A 19,703-nucleotide genomic window follows, 5' to 3' on the forward strand; every position below is an offset into this window, starting at 1 on the left:
TAGGGTCATCAACATGCATGCTTCCACTCAGCCTTCGAAGGTCATTGTCGTCGGCGGCGGGATTTTCGGGGTCTCGACGGCCGTTCACCTTGCGCGGCTTGGGGTCCGCACCGTGCTCATCAATGACGGCCCGCTGGCCAATGGCGCATCCGGCCGGTCGCTCGCCTGGCTCAATTCGGCGCGCAAGCGTTCGCTGGCCTATCACCGGCTGCGCCTTGCCGGGATCGACCGCTATCGCACGCTATCAGCCAAATATCCGGATGCGCGCTGGCTGCGTTTCGACGGCGGCCTGACCTGGGATGCGGATGATGATAAAAATGAGATTGCCGAGGTCTTCGACTACGAGCGCAATCTCGGCTATCACGCGCAATTGCTCGCGCCGGGCAAGATCGCCGCGACGACGCCCGGCGTCGATGCAAGCGCGGTGACGCCGCAGGGCGCCAAATTCAATCCGGGCGAGGGCTGGGTGGACCTGCCGTCGCTGATCGGTCTCCTGGCGGAGGAGTTTATGGCACTGGGCGGCGAGATCGTCACGGATGCCGGTCGCGCCACCGTCAATGTCGAAGAGGGCTGTGCCCGCGGTGTGACGACCGAAAACGGGGTTCGCTGGGAAGCTGATGCCGTGCTGCTCGCCGCCGGCGGAGCGGTTCCCGCCATCGCTGCCGAAGCGGGTCAGCATATCGCCGACGGCACGCCGATCGCGCTGCTCGTCAGGACGAAGCCGGTCCAGCATCCGCTGAAGGCGGTTCTGAACACGCCGCGGGTCGCCATCCGTCCGACGCCGGACGGCGCCTTTGCGCTGGATTCCGCCTGGTCCGAGGAGGAGGTGGGCGTCAATGCGGATGGCAGCTACGCGATCAGGCCATCCACGCTTGAAGGCCTGCTGCGAGAAGCATCCAGGGTACTTGAGGGCAATCCGACCCTGGAGCTGGCGGATTATGGCGTCGGCCCCAAGCCGATCCCCGGCGATGGCGATCCCGTATTCGGCGAATTGCAATCCATCCCCGGCTATTTCGTCGCCTTCAGCCATAGCGGCGCCACGCTTGGCCTGATCGCGGGCGAATTGCTGGCGGACGAGATCGCCACCGGGAAGCGCCATCCGCTACTCGCCGATTTCCGGCCGGAGCGTTTCTCCAGGTAACATATAAGGGCCGAAGACCTCGCCGGCACGGTGGGGTTTTCGGTCGGCGGATCTGAACTTCCTAACGGATGGTGCCAAGCAAGGCTGGGCTCGTGGCGAGATTGTCGACCAGAACCGTCATTGCGTAGCAGGCGACTAGCAGCTGAATTGCAAAGCTCAATATCGGTCTCCAATCCCTTGTGGCTGGGGGCCGATCGTCTGTCGTAGCCGAGGGTTTGCCGGCTTCGATAGGGATCGCCTCCAAGGTTTTCGCAGCCAGACCCAGCAGCGCCAGGATGTTGAAGATGATGAATTGGCGGGGGCTTGCGCCGATAGTGCGGAAGAGCAGATTGCAACAGAGGCAGGCGGTCCAAAGATAGACGCGCTCCTGTTTGCCGAGAAAATGCCTTATGGCCATCAGTCGGTGCGGCGTTTCGTCCGCGTTGCTCGATCTGGCATTGCTGCTTGGTTTCAAATCCGGTCTCCTTGCCCGAATCGGGCGAGGAAAAGGAAACCAGCTTTCCCGCAGCGCATGTGTTGCATTGCATTGCGGCGAATTCTTTTAGTTTGCGGCGGCCGCTGCAACAAAATGCAACAAGATAAAACACCGCTTTACATTGCAAAGCTCTATGTTCGGCCCGAATTCGAACAGAGGTCGCTGGATGCTTTTTGATTCTCCTTCATCCCATCGCCAGACGGACGTGCTGATCTGCCTCGACAATCCGCAGGTCGCCACGCGTATCGGCTCCGTGCTGTCGGCGCGCGGCCTGACGGTCGCGGCTCTGCCGGCCTCGGGGATCGATGGCGCATTCGAGCCGAACGGCTATCAGGTTGTGGTGACTTATACCGCGATGATCGGTCAGGTACGGAGGCGGTTGAAGCTGCCGGTGGTCAATCTCGAGGCTTTCATATTCGAGCGGCCCGATCATTCCTCCGACGGCGGGCCGAAGCAGTTCGATGGCGCCGCCTTCGTCAAGCGCGTCCTGGCGGTCATCAGCGATGCCGAAAGGCGTGCGCCGCAATGATGAGCGCCGGACGTCATCATACGGAACAGCCCGGAGCGGTTTCCCTTGAGACTGCCGGCGAATTGAGACGTGCCCTGATCTGGCTGATGGAAGCCTCCGCAGCCATGCTGTTTGCGCTCTCGGGCCTGCTGAAGATGTCGAAGCCGATCGAATATCTCGGCAATCTGGGCATCGGGTCCGTGAACATCCTCCCCGAATGGGCCGTCCGCGCCATCGGTATTCTCGAACTCACGTCCGCCGGCGCGCTGCTGGTGCCGGCGATGCTCGGCGTGCTTGTCGCCATGGCGCCCGTGGCTGCCACGGCACTCTTGTTGCTTCAGACAGTCGCAGTCATCATGACGTCGCTGCATGCCGATGCCAGCCACGCGCTGGCGATCAATATCGTCCTGCTCGGTTGCCTGGTCATGGTGGCATGGCACCGCTTCAAGGCGATGCGCTAGGAACCGGAAGCCTTAAAGACGCTGCTGGCTCGCCTTGTCGAAGAAGTGGACATTCGGCGACTTCAGAGACAACTTTACCGTCTGGTTCGGCGTCAACTCGGCGCGTTCTCGCATGACCCAGGTGAGTTCGCGGCCTTCGAGATCGAGCGCGACATGGGTCTCCGATCCGGTCGGTTCGATGACGGTGACCGTGGCCGGCACGCCGCCGTCGATGGCAAAGGATAGGTCCTCGGGGCGGATGCCGACGATGACCTCCTTGCCATCAGCCTGGTCCGGTGCCGACAAAAGCTCGATCGCGGTGCCGCTTGATAACAGCAGCTTCGGCGTAGATCCGCCCGTCAGCCTGCCTTCGAGGAAATTCATCGCGGGCGATCCAAGGAAGCCCGCCACGAAGACGTTTCTTGGCCGGTCGTAGAGTTCGAGCGGCGTTCCGATCTGTTCGACCCTGCCGCCCTGCAGCACGACGATCTTGTCGGCCATGGTCATGGCTTCGATCTGGTCGTGCGTGACATAGACGATCGTCGTCTTCAGCCGCTGATGCAGCGCCTTGATTTCGGCACGCATCTTGACGCGCAATTTGGCATCGAGATTGGAGAGCGGCTCGTCGAACAGGAAGACCTTCGGGTCACGCACGATGGCGCGGCCCATGGCGACACGCTGGCGCTGGCCGCCGGAAAGCTGCGCGGGCTTGCGGCCGAGCAGGGGCTGCAGGCCGAGGATCTGCGCGGCCTCGCCGACCTTCCGATCGATCTCGGGACGCTTCGCGCCGGCAAGCTCCAGCGCAAAGCCCATGTTCTGCGCCACCGTCATCTGCGGATAGAGCGCATAATTCTGGAAGACCATGGCGATGTCGCGGTCCTTCGGCTGCAGGTTGTTGACCACCCGCCCGCCGATCGAGATCTCACCGCCGGTGATCTCCTCCAGGCCCGCGATCATGCGCAGAAGCGTGGACTTGCCGCAGCCGGAAGGCCCGACGAGAATGACGAACTCGCCGTCCGAGATGTCGACATCGACGCCATGGATGATATCCACCGCCCCGTAGGATTTCTTGACGTTCCTGATGGTCAGTCCCGACATGCGATCTCTCCTGTAAGGCTTATTCAGCGCGCCTTGCGGACGCGCAGGGCCTGGTATGGTTTTCCGGGCAGTTCGACGCCGAAGGCGGCGTCCGGTTCGCCGCCGCGCACGATGGCGCCATGCCGCGTCGGATGCGGGATCGGGGCATCCACCTTCCTTGCGGGGGCGATCGTCATCTCCCAGGTGTCGATGATGTCGACATCGTAATCGGTGCCGTCCAGGGGCAGGCCGGTCGACCAGACGACGGGCTGGTGCTCGCCGAGATAGATGTAGGTGACATCGCCGTCCTTTGCGCCGGAGACGCGGGTCCAGGGCCATTCGCCGGTGGCGGCGAGCGGCTCGAGCCCGTTGACGACATCCTGTTCCAAAAGGTCGCGCAGGAAGCCGATACGCTTCCAGGCCTCGCCGCGCAATTCGCCGCCCTTGGCCCACCAGATCAGGTCTTCCGGATGCGAATAGGTTTCGCCGTGGCCGGCATAGCCGCCGCGCGTCGCCGTGATCCAGAAGCGATGCACCAGTTCCTGCGCCGTCAGATTGCCCCAGGACTGGATGATGTTGCCTTCATATTCCGGCTCGTCGTTGACGACGGGCTTGCCATAGGCGTCGCGCCATTCCTGCGTGCGTTTGACGTCCCAGTTCTGGATGCAGGTATGGGTGACCCAGGGCTTGCGATGATCGAAGTTCATCGTCGGATCGCCGTTATGGATGGACTTCAGGTGGCCGTAGGGATCGTTCTCTTCCAGAATATGAAAATAGCGATCCCATTGCGCCACCGGCTTGGTGTCGAGCAGAAAGTCGTATTCGTTGGCAAGCGCCCACCAGACATTGCGATAGGCGGCAAGGCGGGCGGCAAGATAGGCGACATAGCGGAAATCCTGCTCGGCCGACATGTCGGCATAGCCCCAGCGGTCATAGGGGTGGAACATGATGATGTCGGCCTCGATGCCGAGTTTGCAAAGGGCTGCGACCTGCTGTTCGAAATGGCGGAAGAGGACGGGGTTCGGCCGGTCGAAATCCTCCTTGCCGTCGGCGCCTTTCTCGAAGCAGGGATAAAGCGGCTCGTTGACGTTATAGGGATAGTCCTTGGGGAAGACGCCCATGCGGATCTTGTTGAAGCGGGCTTTCTCCAGCGTCGCGAGCGTCTGCGCCTGCATCGCGAGCGGCTGATGCGTCCAGGCATAGCAGGTGGTGCCGAAGGAGAGGAACGGCTTGCCATCGGCATAGGCGAAGTGGAACTTGTTGCGCACACGTACGGGGCCATGATTGCCCGCCGAGGGTTTCGTCGCGGTGAAGAAACCGGTCTTGCCGTCGAGCGCCGGGGTCTTAGAGCGCGTCCGGAAAGACCAATCGCCCTCGTTGTCGGGCATGAAGCGCACGCGGTAGACGCCGTTGCCGTCGTAGAAACCGGGTACGCGGATCTCGCGGCTGTTCTGGCTGAAAACGGCATCGAATGCCACGTCGAGATAGGGATTGCCGCCGGACGGGCCATCGAAGGCGGCCTCGAAGACACCCCATTTTTCGACGCTTGCACTGGACATGATGTTCTCCTCGAAAGACTTGCGGACTGGATGGCGGATCAGCCCTTGACGGCGCCGGAGGTGAGGCCGGAGACGAAGTAGCGCTGAAAGATGAGATAGACGAGCGTTGCCGGCAGCACGGTCATGACGATCGCGGCGTTGAGCTGCCCGTAATCGTTGGAAAACTGCCCCTGGAAGGACATCAGCCCGAGCGGCAGCGTCCACATGTGCTGGTCCTGCAGCAGCACCAGCGCCATCGCGAATTCGTTCCAGGTCGAGACGAAGTCGAGGATCAGCAGGGCGGCGAGCACCGGCAGGCAGACCGGCAGGAAGATGCGGCGGAAGATGGTGAAATGGCTGGCGCCGTCGATGAGCGCCGCCTCGGAGAGTTCTTTCGGAATGCCCTTGAAGAAGCCATGCAGGATGAAGACCTGATAGGGCACGCCAAAGGCGATATAGGGCAGGATCACGCCGGGATAGGTGTCGATGAGCCCCAGTGAATTGACCAGCGTGAACAGCGGCGCCAGCATGACCTGGAAGGGGATCATCGTTCCGAAGACGACGAGCAGCAGCAGGGCCTTGCCGCTCTTCAGCGGAATCTTGGCGAGTGCATAAGCGGCCATGGCCGACAGGATGAGCCCGAGCGGCACCTTGATCACGGTGATGATGGCGCTGTTGAAGAAGGCGTTGGCGAAATCGCCGCGGCCCCAGGCGCTGGAATAGTTCCCGAATGCCGGATCGAGGGGTGGCATGAAGGCTCCCGTCGTCGTGACGTCGGCTTGCGTTTTCAGCGAGGTGAAGACGATGAAGACGAAGGGGGCGAGCCAGATCAGCGCGACGGTGAGCAGCGCCAGCCAGAGTGCGATCAGGATCGGATCGCGCCGACGCTTTGCCGGGGCGGTGGTCTCGAAGCCGTCAGAGATGGATGGGGCCGATGTTGCCGTCATTGTTCGGCTTCCTCATGCTTTTGCGTCCACCGCAGATAGGGGATGACGATGGCGATGGTGATCAGCAGCAGCACGACCGAGATTGCCGCGCCACGGCCGAAATCGAAGATCTGCATCGCCTGGGTGAAGGCCCAGAGCGCCAGCATCTGTGTCGATTGCGCCGGCCCGCCGCCGGTCAGGCCGTAAACGATGTCGAAGGCTTTGAGCGACGAAATGATCGACAGCACCAGCACGATGGTGATCGTCGTGCGCAGTGCCGGGAAGGTGACGTGCTTGAAGATGGCCCAGCGCCCGGCGCCGTCGATGCGTGCGGCCTCGACCAGCGACTGCGAGACGCCCTGCAGACCGGCGAGGAACAGCACCATGGAAAAGCCGACCGACTGCCAGAGATAGGCGACGAAGACGGAATAAAGTGCGACGGTCTTGTTGCCGAGCCAGTCCTGGATCCAGCCCTGCAGCCCCATCGACGTCAGGATTTCGGTAAAGAGGCCGAAGAAGGGATCGTACATCCACTTCCACATGGTGGCGACCGCGATCGGGGCGATGATGACGGGAAGATAGAAGATCGCGCGGAAGGTGTTGCGGGCAAAGAGCTTCTGGTTGAGGCTCAGCGCCAGCAGCAGTCCCACCATGGGCGGGAAGATCACGCACATGATCGTCCAGATCACCGTATTCTTGAAGGCGACCCAGAAGACCGGGTCCTGCGTGAAGATATATCGATAGTTCGCCAGGCCGACGAAGGGGCGCTGCGGATCCAGCCCGTTCCATTTCTGGAAACTGAGCACGAGGACGTTCAGCATCGGGTAGAGCGCGAAAATCGCGTAGATCAGCATGGCCGGGGCGAGCAGCACCAGCGCCTGCACGCGAGGATCATGTATTCGATTTCGGAATGACATTCTGATTGCTCCCGGCGGCGGCTGACGCGTGGGCATTGAAGTGGGCGGAGCCGCGGGCGCGATCGATGTTCAGGCCCGCGGCTCGCCGGACTTGTCAGGTACGGCCAGCGATGAAGGTCTGCAGCTGCTTTACCGCATCGGCCGGCTGGCTGTTGCCGGCTGCGACATCGTTGATCACCCGGAAGTATTCGGTGGTGACATCGAGCGGGAAGGCCTGGTCGCCGTTCATGTAGACCTTGCTGTAGGTCTTGAAGATATCCAGCCATTTCGCCTCGAGCGGCTTCTGGTTGGTATACTGGACGTTCTTGTTGACCGAGATCGAGCTGATCTGCCCGACGAGATCCTGCTGCACCTTGGTCGACAGGAAATAGTCGAGGAACTTGGCGGCGAGGTCGGGATTCTTGCTCTTGGTGCTGACGTAATTGTATTCGGCAAAACCATAGAGCCGGTTCGTATTCGTCGGGAACGGTACGATGCCGTAATCGTCGAGATTGACCCCGCTGCCGCTCAGCTGGTTCACGAGCCAGTCGCCTTCCAGCATCATCGCTGCCCGTCCGGCGACGAACAGCGTATAGGACTGCTGGTTGCTGATCCCCATGAAGGGCTGCAGCGTATAGTCCTTCGTCCATTTGGCGAACTCGGTGAAAGCGTCGGTCGCACAGGCTTCCTTGGTCCAGTCGAGCTTCATGGCCATCAGCGCATCATGCTTGTCGGCGCCGCACTTGGTTTCCAGGAGCACGTCCATCAGGCGCATCACATGCCAGTTGACCGAGCCGCCGAAGGTGAAGGCCGGAATGCCGGCGGTCTTGAGCTTGTCGGCCGCAGCCAGCAGCTCCTCATAGGTCTTCGGCTCGCCGGTGATACCAGCCTTCTGGAAGAGCTTCTTGTTGTAATAGATCGCTTCACCCTTGAAGGTGAAGGGTACACCGTGCTTGCCGCCCGGATAGAGATCGGCGAAGGCCGCGGCCGAGGGCAGCAGTTCGTCGTTCCACTTGTACTGTGTGTAATATTTGTCCAGCGGCAGCGACATGCCGGCCTTCACATATTCGCCGCCAAGGCCGAGGCCGGCCCAGCTGAAATAGATATCCGGACCCTTGCTGGAACCGGCCGCCACGCGAAGGGCGGTCTTGTGCTCATCGACGCCGCGCTGGACGATTTCGACATGCGTGCCGGGATTGGCGGCCTCGAAATCCGTCGCGATCTTCTTGAGGGCGGCGTTGGCGCCGCCATTGTCGAAATTCAGCGTCCAGAGCGTCAGATCCTCGGCGGCGGCATTGGTTGCCGTCAAGGCCGCCGCGGCAATCGCGATCGCGCCGAAATGCTTCGCAAATTTATGGGTGATACGCATGCCGGTCCTCCTCCAGAACATTGCTGAAGGCGGTTTTGGCAAATCACTCGTCACATGTCAACTGGTATGATGAGCTTATCAGCATTAGGGTGAGAAGAGGGTATGCAGGCACGAAATGACGACGACCGCGGAGGCGGCACCCGGATCGACATGACCGAGCGCGCGTTCGCCGAGCCGCGAGGATCGCCCCTTTGCGGCGATCATATCCTTGGTCGCTTCCATTCCGGCTTCGGCCGCTTTCAAAGCCTCGGCGAGGCATGCCGCAAGCGGCAGGCCCTGTTGTCTGGCGGCCTCGCAGGCTTTTGCCGCCGGTGCCCAGGCGTCGACCATCGTCTTTTCCCCGATCTCCGCCTTGCCACGATCCTGGATGCCTCTGGCGAGTGCCGCAACCACGCTCACCATGTCGTCTTCGCTCAGTGACACCTTGCCCTTGACGGCGGCGCCAGCCCGCATGAAGGCGGTGGCGTAGAGCGGGCCGGAAGAGGCGCCGACCGCGTTCAGGAAAGCCTTGGCGGCGGTATTGAAGACCAGCGTGGGGTCGGCAGTTGCCGGGTCCAGTTCAGAGACGGCTTTGGCGGCGGCCGAAAAACCGAGTTCCATGGCGATCCCGTGATCGGCATCGCCGATCACGCCGTCGAGTTCGCACAGCCGCTCCTTTTCGCGCGCCGTCGTCTCGGCGATCAGCGTGAAGAGCGATATCAGATCCTTGACGGTGATATCGGTCATTTGCCGGCCTCACCGGAGCGGAACATGGCGCAATCGCAGGGGTGATCGATGAGGCGTTGCAGCTCGTCGTCCAGATGCATCAGCGTGATCGAGGCGCCGGCCATTTCCAGCGACGTGCAGTAATTGCCGACCAGCGACAGGTGGATTTCGATACCGGCCTGCTCGAGGACCATCTTGACCTTGCGCATGATGATGTAGAGTTCCATCAGCGGCGTCGAGCCGAGCGAATTGACCAGCACGGCCACCCGGTCGCCGCGCTTGGGTTTCATCTCGCCGAGAATGCGGTCGAGAAGCTCGGTCGTCACCTCGTCGGCCGATTTCAGCGGACCACGGGCGACGCCCGGCTCGCCGTGAATGCCCATGCCGATCTCCATCTCGTCCTCGCCGAGCTGAAAGTTCGGCTTGAGGGTCTGCGGCAGCGAGCAGGGAGAGAGCGCCACGCCCATCGTGTAGGTGCGGTCGTTGGCCCGCCGCGCGACGCGCTCCACCTCGTCGAAGCCGTACATCAGATCGCAGGCCGCACCCGCCACCTTGAAGACGAAGACATTGCCGGCCACGCCGCGCCGGCGGTCGCGCTGGTCGACGGGCGCGGAGGCGACGTCGTCGGTCGTCAACACCGTGCGCACCTCGATATCGTCCATGGCAAGCATCTCGGCCGCCATGTCGAAATTCATGACGTCGCCGGCATAATTGCCATACATGAACATGACGCCGGCGCCATTGTCGACGGCCTTGGCGCATTCGATGATCGGATCCGGCGGCGGCGACGCGAAGACGTTGCCGATGGCGGCCGCATCGGCAAGCCCCTTGCCGACGAAGCCGAGAAAGCTCGGCTCATGCCCCGAGCCACCGCCGATGACCAGGCCGACCTTGCCGGGCCGAGGCCCACGCTTGGCAATGATCGAGCGCGGCGATCCCTCAAGGGCGCGAAGGTGATGGGGGTGGGCAGCCAGAATGCCCGCCAGCATTTCGTCCACGGCGGCCGCGCCGTCATTGATAAGCTTCTTCGTCTTCACGCCAATCCTCCCGATCGCTGCGATTCAGAAGACTAAGATGCGCGTTCGCGAGCTTAGGTCAATCCGCCAGTGCAAGCGAAGCGGTAGCATAGGGCTGAAGCGTGACCATGCCATCGGCAGGTTCGCCCGCCAGCCGGAACGAGGCGAGATCGAGACGCTGCGGCATGGCGGTGATGTTGACCAGCACCAGTTGCCGCGCCGCTTTCGCAGGCGTGGCCATGAAGGCCATAACGGCGGCGGGATCGGACGACACGCATTCCCGCCATGGGCTGCCGGCAAGGCTGGCAAGGGTAGCGACCGTATGGAACAATGGGCGCCTGCCACCAGCAAGCGATGGTTCGTTGTTGCCGGCGATCAGGCCGAACGGTCCGCTCAATGCCGAAAGCGTCAGGCATTCCAGCCCGGCATCGAGCACGCTTGCCGCATAGCCGAGCGCGAAAGCCTCGGCGAAGCGGGCGTTGTGCCGTGGGTCGGTATTCGCCATGGCGATACGCTCGCCGCCGGGATTGTCCATCGTCCGGCTGCCATAGGGATTTTGCCGCATCGGGATGGTGGATGGGCCGATGCGATAGGGCTTGTCGCCATAGATGGCGCGTACCGAGCGGGTGATGAAAGGCAGCGCCTCCAGCGTCTGCATGACGCTGAGATCGTCCGCCGCATGCACGATCGGGTTGGTGCAATGGCTGATGAAGTCGAGCGGCTTCGCCGGCACGCGCTTGCGGTTGAGCTCGGTGAAATAGCTGAGCATGCCGCCGCCGAGGCGAATGCCGGGGAATGCCCTGCGCGCTGCCGCATAGACCTCTTCGAGCGGCGGGCATTCCGGCCATTGGCTGCCCGGCGGCGTTGACTGCCTGTCCACCGATGGCGAGATGAGGATCGCATCCGGCCGGAAGCCGGCCGTCTGCATCCAGCCGGCGATTTCCTCGGCTTCGGCGAGTGGCGATCGTTTGCAGGGCAGGGCGATTTCCAGCGTCGAGGTGCCGGCATGCGGCCGGGCAAGCGCAGCAAAGGTCCGAAACGCGTCCGCGCCATGGCCGGCATTCGGGTCGAAATGGAACAGCAGCTCCTGGGCTCCGATAGCGCTCAGAACGTCGCCCGCCGCCAGCGTCGCATCTGCCTCCTCCGGCGTGATGACGAGGCCGATCTGCGGCATCGTTCCGCTCTTCGTTCCCGGTGTGATCGTGACGATCCGATCGGTCGAGGGCGCGGCAGCCGGCGTGACGAGATCTGGCCGTCCGTCGGTGATCGTCAGCACGATCCGCTGGCGAACGGGCTCGCCGGCTGGCAGTTGGTAGGGCCAGGGCAGGGCCAGCGGCCGGACATAGGTCTTGTAGGAGGCATCCGACCAGTTGCGCTGGTCCTCCATCTCGAACGTATCGCCTTCCATCCGGCACTCCGCCGTAACCCCCGGCATGACCGTATGCGTGATCGCTCGCATGTCCTTGAAGGGTTGCCACGGCTCGATGAGGTCGGGAAAACGCGTATCCTCGCGCGCGCCGTCGACATGCTCCACCGAGACCGGTTCACCGGCGATGCCGACGATCGGATGCAGGATGCAGAAACCGCAGCGGTTGGTCTCGAAGCCGGTATCGGAGAACGCCTCCGCATCGAAGATGACGGGGCCGCCGGCTTCGGCCGAAATCCGCACGCGGATGTCGAGCCTGGTCTCGTCCGGGCCGTGGCAGCTCGCGACATAGCTGACGGAAAAGGCGTCAGTGCCCTGATCGATCTTCAGCTCGGACAGGGACGGGGCATACGTGCCCCAGTCGCGGTCGCGCACCAGATAGGAGACGGCGCGCAGCACTTCGGTTCTGTCATAGGTGACGGTTCTCAGATTGCCGTCCTTGACGTCGACCTCCAGCTTGCCGGCGCTCAGGCGGACCGGTGGAACTTCGGTCTTGCGTGTTCCGAAAAGCTGGAAGGCATCGGCTCCGGCGGTCATCGCAGCAGTGCTCCGATCTCGACCGTCCTTCCCGTCGCGGCGCTGTCATAGGCAGCCTCGACGAGGGCGAACGTCTTGAGGTTGTCGGCGCCCGAGGTGGAGGTTTCGCCGCCCGATCTCAGGCGGTCCGTCCAGTGTTGCTGGATCGCCAGGACACTTTCCTGGATATTGTGCCATGGTCGTGATGCCCAGGAGAGCAGCTTTGGCGAGACGTCCGTGATCGTCGTGCCGTCGGGGCCATGGATTTCGAGGCGATAGCCCTGCGACAGCCGGATCGTTCCCTGGCTTCCATCGATCTCGACCAGCGTTTCGGGGAAGGCTTCGGTCGCCGATTTGGTCGCATAGCTGACATCGACGATCGAGGTGGCACCGTTGTCGTGGTCCAGCAGGATCGTGGCGACGTCCTCGCCCCTGATCTTCGGATTGACCCGCTTCGTCCGTGCGCTGAGCCTGGTCACATCGCCCAGGATGAAACGGGCGATATCGAGCGTGTGGATGCCGAGATCCTCGATGATGAAACGCTCGCCTTCGGCAAGATAGGGCTGGCCCGAAAAGACGTCATAGCCGGATCGGAAGGAAAAGCGTCCCCAAAAAGGTTCGCCGATGGCGCCCGAGTCCAGAGCCTGCTTCACGGCCTGTATCGGTGTCTGCCAGCGGAAATTCTCATGTACCATCAGTGGGATGCCGGCATTTCTGCACGTCTCGACCATGGCCTTGGCATCGCCCAGCGACTTCGCGAAGGGTTTCTGGCAGATGGCCGGAATTTTATGCTTTGCCGCCATTTCGACCAGGCCGCGATGGCTCTGCACGGTGGTGGCGATATCGACGAAGTCGAAGCCGCCATCGGCAAACAGCGCCGCCGCGTCGCTGTAGCGTCGCTCGATGCCGAACTGATCGCCGACGATTTTCAACCGCTCGGGATCGCGATCGCAGATCGCAACGATCGCCGCACCGTCGACGTCCTTCCATGCATGCATTTGGTTGACCGCGAAGAAGCCGCAGCCGATGAGCGCACCCTTGAGTTCCGTCATTCTCAGCCTGCCTTTGCCATCTGCATGAGCGTCACGCGCTGCTGGAGGCGGCGCTGTGCCTGGTCGACGACCACGGCGATGATGATGACCAGCCCTTTGATGACCATCTGCCAGAAGGAGGAGACGCCCATCATCACAAGCCCGTCGGAGAGGATGCCGATAACAAAGGCGCCGATGATCGTGCCGCCGATCGTGCCGCGCCCGCCCGACATCGAGGTGCCGCCGAGCACGGCGGCGGCGATGGCGTTGAGCTCGAAGCTTTCGCCGGTCGCCGGATGCGCGGCCATCAGTTCCGACGAGATGACGATGCCGACGATGGCGGCGCACAGCCCGGAGAACATGTAGACGAAGATCTTCACCACGTCGACGCGGATGCCGGACATGCGCGCCGCGCGCTCGTTGCCGCCGACGGCGAAGATATGCCGGCCGATCGGCGTCGAGCGGGCGACATAGGCGGCCCCCAGCGCCAGAATGATGAGAATCCAGATGGAGACGGGAAGACCGAGCATCCGGCCGGCGCCGAAGACATCGAAGCCGGTCGTGTCGAATTCCGGTCTGCCGACCAGGTTCGGAAAGGTCTGGCCGTCGGAGGACAAGAGCGCCAGGCCGCGGGCGACATAGAGCGTCCCGAGTGTCGCGATGAAGGGCGCGACGTTGAGCTTGGTGATGAGCAGTCCGTTGATGAGCCCGATCAGTAGGCCAACGGCAAGCGTGATCAGGATGATCTCATATATGTTGAAATAAACGGTATAACCGATTGGTAATTCAACACCATTGAGGATCAGCGCGCCGGCCACCATGCCGCAGAGACCGACGATGGAGCCGACCGAAAGATCGATGCCGCCGGTGATGATGACGAAGGTCATGCCCATGGCGAGGAACGCATTGAGGGCCACATGCTTCGACATCAGGATCATGTTGGCCGTCGAGGTGAAGTTCGGCGCGAAGATGGCGAAGAAGATGATGACGGCAAAGAGCGCAATGAAAGTCCTGAGCTTCATCAGCGTCAGGAGCACAGAGCCGTTCGGCCGCTTGGCCGCGAAAGTAGAAGACGTATCCGCCGTCATGACGCGAGTTCCTTTGTATGTCCGTGTCCCTTGGCTGATGCCGCGACGATGGCCTCCTCCGTTGCTTCGCTCCTGTCGAAGACGGCGATCAGCTTGCCGTTGCTGAGCACGGCGATGCGGTCGGAAAGTGCCATGACCTCTTCAAGGTCCGAGGTTGAAAACAGGATTGCCAATCCCTTGCCGGCGAGCCTGCGCATGGTGCGGAAGACGTCGGCCTTGGCGCCGACATCGATGCCCCGGCTCGGTTCGTCCATCAGCAGGACCTTGGGATCGGTCATCAGCGCCTTGCCGATGACCACCTTCTGCTGGTTGCCGCCCGACATCGACGTGACTTCGAAGTCCGGATTGGGAGCTTTGATCGACAGATCGCGGATCATCTCGCGGATGGCGCCCTTTTCCGCGCCGGCATCGATGTGGAAGAGGCGCGCGAAGCGTCCGAGGCTTGCGAGCGTCAGGTTGCTGGCGATGGAGAGTACCTGCACCAGTCCCTCGCGCTGCCGATCTTCCGGGATCAGTGCCAGGCCGCGCCGGATGCGGCGGGTGGTGTCGCGTTCGCGGATTTCGGCGCCATCGATGAAGATCCTGCCGGTGGAATGCATGTGCCGGCCCATGACGCATTCGAAGAATTCACTGCGGCCGGCACCCATCAGGCCGTAGATGCCGAGGATTTCGCCAGCGCGGACGGAAAGCGAGACATGATCGACGGCAAGGCCGCCTGTTGGCCGTGGCAGGCTGATCTCCTCGGCGCGGAAAGCCTCCTTGCCGATGGTATGGCCGCCATCCTTGGCGAAATCCTTGGCGTCCGATCCGATCATCGAACGGACGATCCATTTCGTGTCGATATCGCGCACCATCGCCTGGCCGGTGATCTGCCCGTCGCGCAGCACGGTGATGTAATCGCCGATCCGCATCAGCTCTTCCAGCCGGTGCGAGATATAGACGATCGCCACCCCTTGCGCCTTCAGCTCGGCGATCACCTTGAAAAGAATGTCGACTTCCGCTGCAGACAGCGCCGATGTCGGCTCGTCCATGATCAGGATACGGGCATCAAGCGAGATGGCCTTGGCGATCTCGACAAGCTGCTGCTGCCCGATCGGCAGGTCCTCGACCATGGTCTCGGCGGAGATGCCGGCATCCAGTCGGTCGAGGAATTCGTTGGCCCTGGCGACCTGCGCCTTGTGATCGATGCCGAAGACGCCGCGGGTGATTTCACGCGTGGCGAAGATGTTTTCGGCCACCGTCATGTTGGCGAAGAGATTGAGCTCCTGGAAGATCATGCCGATGCCGCGTGCCTGCGCGTCGGCCGGGCTGTCGAAGGAGACCTCTTCGCCTTCCAGCACGATGCGGCCGGCCGTGGGGCGCTCCACGCCGGCGATGATCTTCATCAGCGTCGACTTGCCGGCGCCGTTTTCGCCGACGAGCACGTTGACGGCGCCACGCCGTAGCTCAAGATTGGCGCGCTTGACCGCGACGATGCCCGAATAGACCTTGGACACGTCTTCGAGACGAAGAATGATGTCGTCCTTGCCTGCTGCCTCGCTCATGATCATTGCCCCAATGTCAGCGCCGAAGGCGTGATCAGCGGCAACTGGCCGGATGAGGGCAGGGGAAAGGCCCCGGTCACGGTGACCGTCTTGCCGACGAGGCCTTCACGCGGCAAAGCGGCGAGGAAGGAGCTGTTTGCCTTCTCGTTGAAGGCTTTGCCGAACTGCGCCCATTCGATCTGGTTCCGGAAAGCATTGAAATCGAGGAAATCCAGCGCGTCGCGCAGCGCCGTGCCGCGGATGGCCGGGCCGATCTGCACTTTCGCGTCCGCCTTGCCGTCGCCATCCACATCGACGTCGAGCGTTGCGGCTCTTGAGGCAGTATCGGCGGCGGCGATCTTGCCGGTGAGCTTGACCGCATAGGTCCAGGGCGATGAGGCCTGCTTGCGAGGATTTCCGTATTTGGCGCCGGCCTCGTCCGGGTTCGATGCCACGGCCTGCAGTACCGTCTTGAAATCGCCCGCGCGTTTTTCAAGGTTCGGAAGGACCTGCGATTGCCAGATCGCGTCGACCTTGGTCGCGGGATCGAAGGCGCTCTTTGCCGCCTCGGCCGCCTTTTCCTCAGGCGTCGGCGTCTTGATGATCTTGCAGCCGGGCAGCGCTGCGACCAGCATGGCGGCCACGACCGCGCCCCTGATCCTCAACATGCAATGCACCTCTATCTCATGGGAAACATGTCCGGAGAGCATGGGGTCTCCATGCTCTCCAGATTGCTCTGTCCGCCATTATTGCTTCAGCGCGAAGGTCTCGAGCTTGTCGGCATTGTCGGCATTGATGAGAACGCAATCCATCAGCTGCTTCTCGTCCTTCGGCGCCGTCTTGTTCTTGATGTAGGCGTCTGCCTGCTCGACCGCCTTCTGGGCCTGGGCATAAGCCGGCTGCATGACCGTCGCCTTGATGCCGCCCGCCTTGATCGAGTCGCGCACATCGTTGGAGCCGTCGAAGCCGACGACGATCACGTCCTTGCGGCCGGCGGCCTGAAGGGCTGCGATGGCGCCCATGGCCATGGTGTCGTTGCCCGAGATCACGCCCTTGATATCCGGATTTGCCTGCAGGATGGTTTCCATCTTGGCGTAAGCTTCCGTCTGGCTCCAATTCGCCGATTGCTTGGCGACCAGCTTCAGGTCCGGATAGTCGTCGATGACGTCGTGATAGCCCTGCGAGCGGATGCCGGCATTGGTGTCGGCTTCGCGGCCGACGAGTTCGGCATAATTGCCCTTCTCGCCCATCAGCTTGACGAATTCCTGCGCGCCGAGCTGAGCGCCCTGGTAGTTGTTGGAAACGATCTGGGCAACGGCGATGCCGGTCACGTTGATTTCGCGGTCAATGAGGAAGGAGGGGATGCCCGCATCCTTCGCCTTCTTCAGCGCGGCGACCGTCGCGTCGGCGCCGGCATTGTCGAGAATGATCGCCTTGGCGCCGCGGCCGATCGCGGTATCGATGACTTCCGATTGCTTGTTGGCGTCGTCGTCATGCGTCATGACGAGCGTTTCGTAGCCCAGTTCCTTTGCCTTGGCTTCGGCGCCGACGGCCTCGGCCTTGAAGAAGGGGTTGTCAAACGCCGGGGTGATAATGGCGATCAGGTCCGCCGAGAAGGCAGGCGCGGCCGTGCCCAGGGCAAGAGCGCCGGCAAGGGCCGCAAGCGTCAGTCTGCGTGTCAGTTTCATGGTTTCCTCCCGATTATGAAACAGGCCCTGTTCCCGGCAGGGCTATGAAAAGAGGGAGGGCCACGCCCTCCCTGGGGATCTCCTCAGGTAATGCGCTGGATGCTGGCTGCGATTTCCTGCGGTTCGAAGACATTCTTCCAGTCGTCGCGCATCAGCGCGGGAATGCCGAATTCGATCGCCTTGTTGCAGGCATCCGAGAATACGCCGTCGACTTCCTTGAAGATGACGGCGCCCAGAACGTTCATGTGGCCGAGCAGGAAGTCGCGGGCTGCTTCTTCCGGCACACCGCGGGCAACGCATTCATCCATGGCTTGGCGCATGACGACCAGCAGCGAAGCGCAGACGGTCTCCGACAGGCCCGGCTCCAGCATCGCCATCTGCTCGACCGTGACGCGATGCGAGCGCATGACCGGTGCCCAGATGACCTTGGCGATCTCCTCGCCCAGCGCATAAGCGCTTTCCGGTCCCTGCATCAGCGCCGAGACGATGTGCTGTTTGGCAAACAGGCCGCCGAAGTGATCCTTCTTTGCCTGCATCTCGGTTTCATCATTGAAAATAGGGGGATGGCAGGGATGGGTGACAAAATAGGTGAGATCGTCGCGCTTCGGCAGATGGCCGGCGAAGGGGGCGGCCGCATCGAGAGCGACGACCATGGTGCCCGCCTTCAGCTTGTCGACGATACCGGCCGCGACCTTGCCGATCAGCGTATCCGGCACCGCGAGAATGACGACCTCCGCACCGTTCAGGGCATCGTCGGCTGGCACGACATCGATGCCGAGGTCGTTTTTCAGGCGCGCCTTGCCCGCATCGCTGACTTCGACATGACGCACGTCGAAACGCGAGCCTTTCAGGTTCTTGGCCAGCCGGTATCCCATTTTGCCGCCGGCGCCGAAAAGAGCGATTGCTGTCATGTTTTCTTCCTCGTCCTGTTCAAATTGTGGTATCGCAAGTGGTATGATGAGTCAATGATCACTCCAATGAGTGAGCATTCGTGCAGATGCGCGGCTACGCTCCTCGTCCATCGCGAATCTGCGCGAAATAGTCGTCCGTTCCCACCTGGCCGCCCTTGAGCGCGATCTGCAGCCCGTTGGTCGGCACATAGCCGCCATGGGCAAGGCAAAGCGGCGAACCTGGCGTCTGGGGCAGGGGCAGCAGCGTCGTCAGCGCCTCCACGCGCAACTCCTTGAGGGCATGGCTCGAGGTGTCGCCGCCGGCGATGACGGCGCGGCTGAGTTGCTCATGCTCGACGATGCGGCGCAGGATGATGCCAAGGGACTGGCCGAGGCGATGGCGCGCACCGGGGATGCGATCGATATCGGAGCCGCGATCCGCAGACGGGCCGAGTGCCGTGTGCAGGATGACGCTGCGGCCGGCCTTCAACCTGTCTATGCCGGCGCGGGCAGCATCCTCGATTGCCTGGCCGGCAGCGTCCGAGACGAGCGCAATCGGATCGATAGGAATACCGTCGAAACCATCCGCGGTTGCCTGGCGTATCTGCCGTTCGGTCGTCGGCGAAACGCTGCCGGACACAACGGCGAGACGCTCGACCTTGCCCGGCGATGCGAAGGCCGGTCGCTCGCCGATCAGACCCTGGTCGCGCCAGGCGGCTAGCAGGGCGTATTCCACGCCGGAGGAGCCGGCAACGAAGAAGCCGCCCTGCGTCTTCAGGCGCCAGAGCTGCCTCCCCGCCGCGGCCTGCGTTTGCGGGCCGTCGACATCGAGAAGCATGATGCCGCCGGACTTGGCGGCAAGTCTATCCAGCCTCTCGTCCGCATCCTCGGCTGAGATCGTCACCAGATCGGCAAGGCTGACGGGCAGGGAGGTCTGCTTGCCGAGATGCAGTGCCAGATCGGCCTCGTCCATCGGAGTGACCGGATGGCGGGACATCACCGGATGACGGTCGATGCGGTAGACGTCGCCCTGATAGGCGGCAAAGAGGTGACCGAAGGCGGTGTAGCGCTTGAGCTGCGGCGCCCCCACCACGACCGGGACGAAGGGCTGGGCGAAAAGCGCATGGCCGATCTCGATCGCCTTGCCGATATTGCCGATCTGCGGGCTGGAATCGAAGGTAGAGCAGACCTTGTAATGGCAAATGTCTGCCCCGAGGCCTTTCAGCCATTTCAGCGCCGGCGTCAGATGCCGCTGCATCCAGTCCGGCGTCTGGCTGCGGCTCGTTCCGGCAATGCCGATGGCGCGGCAGTCCTTGAACCGTTCCAGCAGGCCGGCATCCGGAATGCCGAGAAACAGTACGGTCGGCACGCCGTTCGAGGCGAGCGCCTCCATGACGTCGGTGGAGCCGGTGAAATCGTCGCCGTAATAGCTGATAAGAAGATCGTTCAT

General features: G+C 62.5%; 19 protein-coding genes. 3 read left to right on the plus strand and 16 right to left on the minus strand.

Annotation, left to right across the window (positions count from 1 at the left end):
* The first annotated feature begins 13 nt into the window (after window positions 1-13).
* Window positions 14-1,141: an FAD-binding oxidoreductase gene (locus tag FHX11_RS10585; protein WP_184357581.1), complete on the plus strand. Its 1,128-nt coding sequence runs from the start codon at window positions 14-16 to the stop codon at window positions 1,139-1,141.
* 61 nt (window positions 1,142-1,202) lie between these two features.
* Here the strand turns inward: FHX11_RS10585 and FHX11_RS10590 are convergent, their stop codons facing one another.
* On the minus strand, window positions 1,203-1,595 hold the full coding sequence (locus FHX11_RS10590) for a hypothetical protein (RefSeq protein WP_184357582.1): 393 nt from the start codon (window positions 1,593-1,595) through the stop codon (window positions 1,203-1,205).
* A 187-nt stretch (window positions 1,596-1,782) separates the two neighbouring features.
* On the opposite strand from FHX11_RS10590, the gene FHX11_RS10595 reads away from it, so the two are divergent.
* Both FHX11_RS10595 and FHX11_RS10600 read left to right on the plus strand, forming a co-directional pair.
* A complete protein-coding gene (locus tag FHX11_RS10595; protein WP_184357583.1) occupies window positions 1,783-2,145 on the plus strand; it encodes a hypothetical protein in 363 nt (120 codons plus the stop codon).
* Window positions 2,142-2,585, plus strand: a complete 444-nt coding sequence (locus FHX11_RS10600) for a DoxX family protein (protein ID WP_246780953.1) — start codon at window positions 2,142-2,144, stop codon at window positions 2,583-2,585. The genes FHX11_RS10595 and FHX11_RS10600 overlap by 4 nt, the downstream gene beginning before the upstream one ends.
* Window positions 2,586-2,597: 12 nt before the next feature.
* Here the strand turns inward: FHX11_RS10600 and ugpC are convergent, their stop codons facing one another.
* The 15 genes from ugpC to FHX11_RS10675 all read right to left on the minus strand — a co-directional run bounded on the left by ugpC (window position 2,598) and on the right by FHX11_RS10675 (window position 19,703).
* The gene (gene ugpC, locus FHX11_RS10605) at window positions 2,598-3,662 is read right to left on the minus strand and encodes a sn-glycerol-3-phosphate ABC transporter ATP-binding protein UgpC (RefSeq protein ID WP_184357584.1); all 1,065 of its coding nucleotides are present in this window, start codon (window positions 3,660-3,662) and stop codon (window positions 2,598-2,600) included.
* A gap of 23 nt (window positions 3,663-3,685) precedes the next feature.
* On the minus strand, window positions 3,686-5,200 hold the full coding sequence (locus tag FHX11_RS10610) for a DUF5060 domain-containing protein (protein ID WP_184357585.1): 1,515 nt from the start codon (window positions 5,198-5,200) through the stop codon (window positions 3,686-3,688).
* A gap of 38 nt (window positions 5,201-5,238) precedes the next feature.
* The gene (locus FHX11_RS10615) at window positions 5,239-6,126 is read right to left on the minus strand and encodes a carbohydrate ABC transporter permease (RefSeq protein ID WP_184357586.1); all 888 of its coding nucleotides are present in this window, start codon (window positions 6,124-6,126) and stop codon (window positions 5,239-5,241) included.
* Window positions 6,123-7,022, minus strand: coding sequence for a sugar ABC transporter permease (locus FHX11_RS10620; RefSeq protein WP_184357587.1), 900 nt, complete (start codon window positions 7,020-7,022; stop codon window positions 6,123-6,125). The genes FHX11_RS10615 and FHX11_RS10620 overlap by 4 nt, the downstream gene beginning before the upstream one ends.
* A gap of 94 nt (window positions 7,023-7,116) precedes the next feature.
* Window positions 7,117-8,370 (minus strand): extracellular solute-binding protein, encoded by a 1,254-nt coding sequence (locus FHX11_RS10625; protein ID WP_184357588.1) that lies wholly within the window; start codon window positions 8,368-8,370, stop codon window positions 7,117-7,119.
* Window positions 8,371-8,454: 84 nt separating this feature from the next.
* Entirely contained in the window at window positions 8,455-9,096 is a 642-nt protein-coding gene (gene dhaL / locus FHX11_RS10630; RefSeq protein ID WP_184357589.1) for a dihydroxyacetone kinase subunit DhaL, read from the minus strand.
* A complete protein-coding gene (locus FHX11_RS10635; RefSeq protein WP_184357590.1) occupies window positions 9,093-10,112 on the minus strand; it encodes a dihydroxyacetone kinase subunit DhaK in 1,020 nt (339 codons plus the stop codon). Before FHX11_RS10635 ends, dhaL begins: the two co-directional genes overlap by 4 nt.
* Window positions 10,113-10,170: 58 nt before the next feature.
* The gene (locus FHX11_RS10640) at window positions 10,171-12,054 is read right to left on the minus strand and encodes a hypothetical protein (RefSeq protein WP_184357591.1); all 1,884 of its coding nucleotides are present in this window, start codon (window positions 12,052-12,054) and stop codon (window positions 10,171-10,173) included.
* Window positions 12,051-13,085 (minus strand): Gfo/Idh/MocA family oxidoreductase, encoded by a 1,035-nt coding sequence (locus FHX11_RS10645; protein WP_184357592.1) that lies wholly within the window; start codon window positions 13,083-13,085, stop codon window positions 12,051-12,053. The genes FHX11_RS10640 and FHX11_RS10645 overlap by 4 nt, the downstream gene beginning before the upstream one ends.
* A 2-nt stretch (window positions 13,086-13,087) precedes the next feature.
* Window positions 13,088-14,152, minus strand: a complete 1,065-nt coding sequence (locus tag FHX11_RS10650) for an ABC transporter permease (RefSeq protein WP_184357593.1) — start codon at window positions 14,150-14,152, stop codon at window positions 13,088-13,090.
* A complete protein-coding gene (locus FHX11_RS10655; RefSeq protein WP_184357594.1) occupies window positions 14,149-15,702 on the minus strand; it encodes a sugar ABC transporter ATP-binding protein in 1,554 nt (517 codons plus the stop codon). The genes FHX11_RS10650 and FHX11_RS10655 overlap by 4 nt, the downstream gene beginning before the upstream one ends.
* The gene (locus FHX11_RS10660; protein ID WP_184357595.1) at window positions 15,699-16,343 is read right to left on the minus strand and encodes a DUF2291 domain-containing protein; all 645 of its coding nucleotides are present in this window, start codon (window positions 16,341-16,343) and stop codon (window positions 15,699-15,701) included. Before FHX11_RS10660 ends, FHX11_RS10655 begins: the two co-directional genes overlap by 4 nt.
* A 78-nt stretch (window positions 16,344-16,421) precedes the next feature.
* Window positions 16,422-17,363, minus strand: coding sequence for a D-ribose ABC transporter substrate-binding protein (locus tag FHX11_RS10665; RefSeq protein ID WP_184357596.1), 942 nt, complete (start codon window positions 17,361-17,363; stop codon window positions 16,422-16,424).
* 83 nt (window positions 17,364-17,446) lie between these two features.
* Complete coding sequence (locus tag FHX11_RS10670; RefSeq protein WP_184357597.1) at window positions 17,447-18,274, minus strand: phosphogluconate dehydrogenase C-terminal domain-containing protein; 828 nt, start codon at window positions 18,272-18,274, stop codon at window positions 17,447-17,449.
* 94 nt (window positions 18,275-18,368) lie between these two features.
* Entirely contained in the window at window positions 18,369-19,703 is a 1,335-nt protein-coding gene (locus FHX11_RS10675; RefSeq protein WP_184357598.1) for a four-carbon acid sugar kinase family protein, read from the minus strand.

This window comes from Rhizobium sp. BK602 (assembly GCF_014195095.1).
Taxonomy (GTDB): Bacteria; Pseudomonadota; Alphaproteobacteria; order Rhizobiales; family Rhizobiaceae; genus Rhizobium.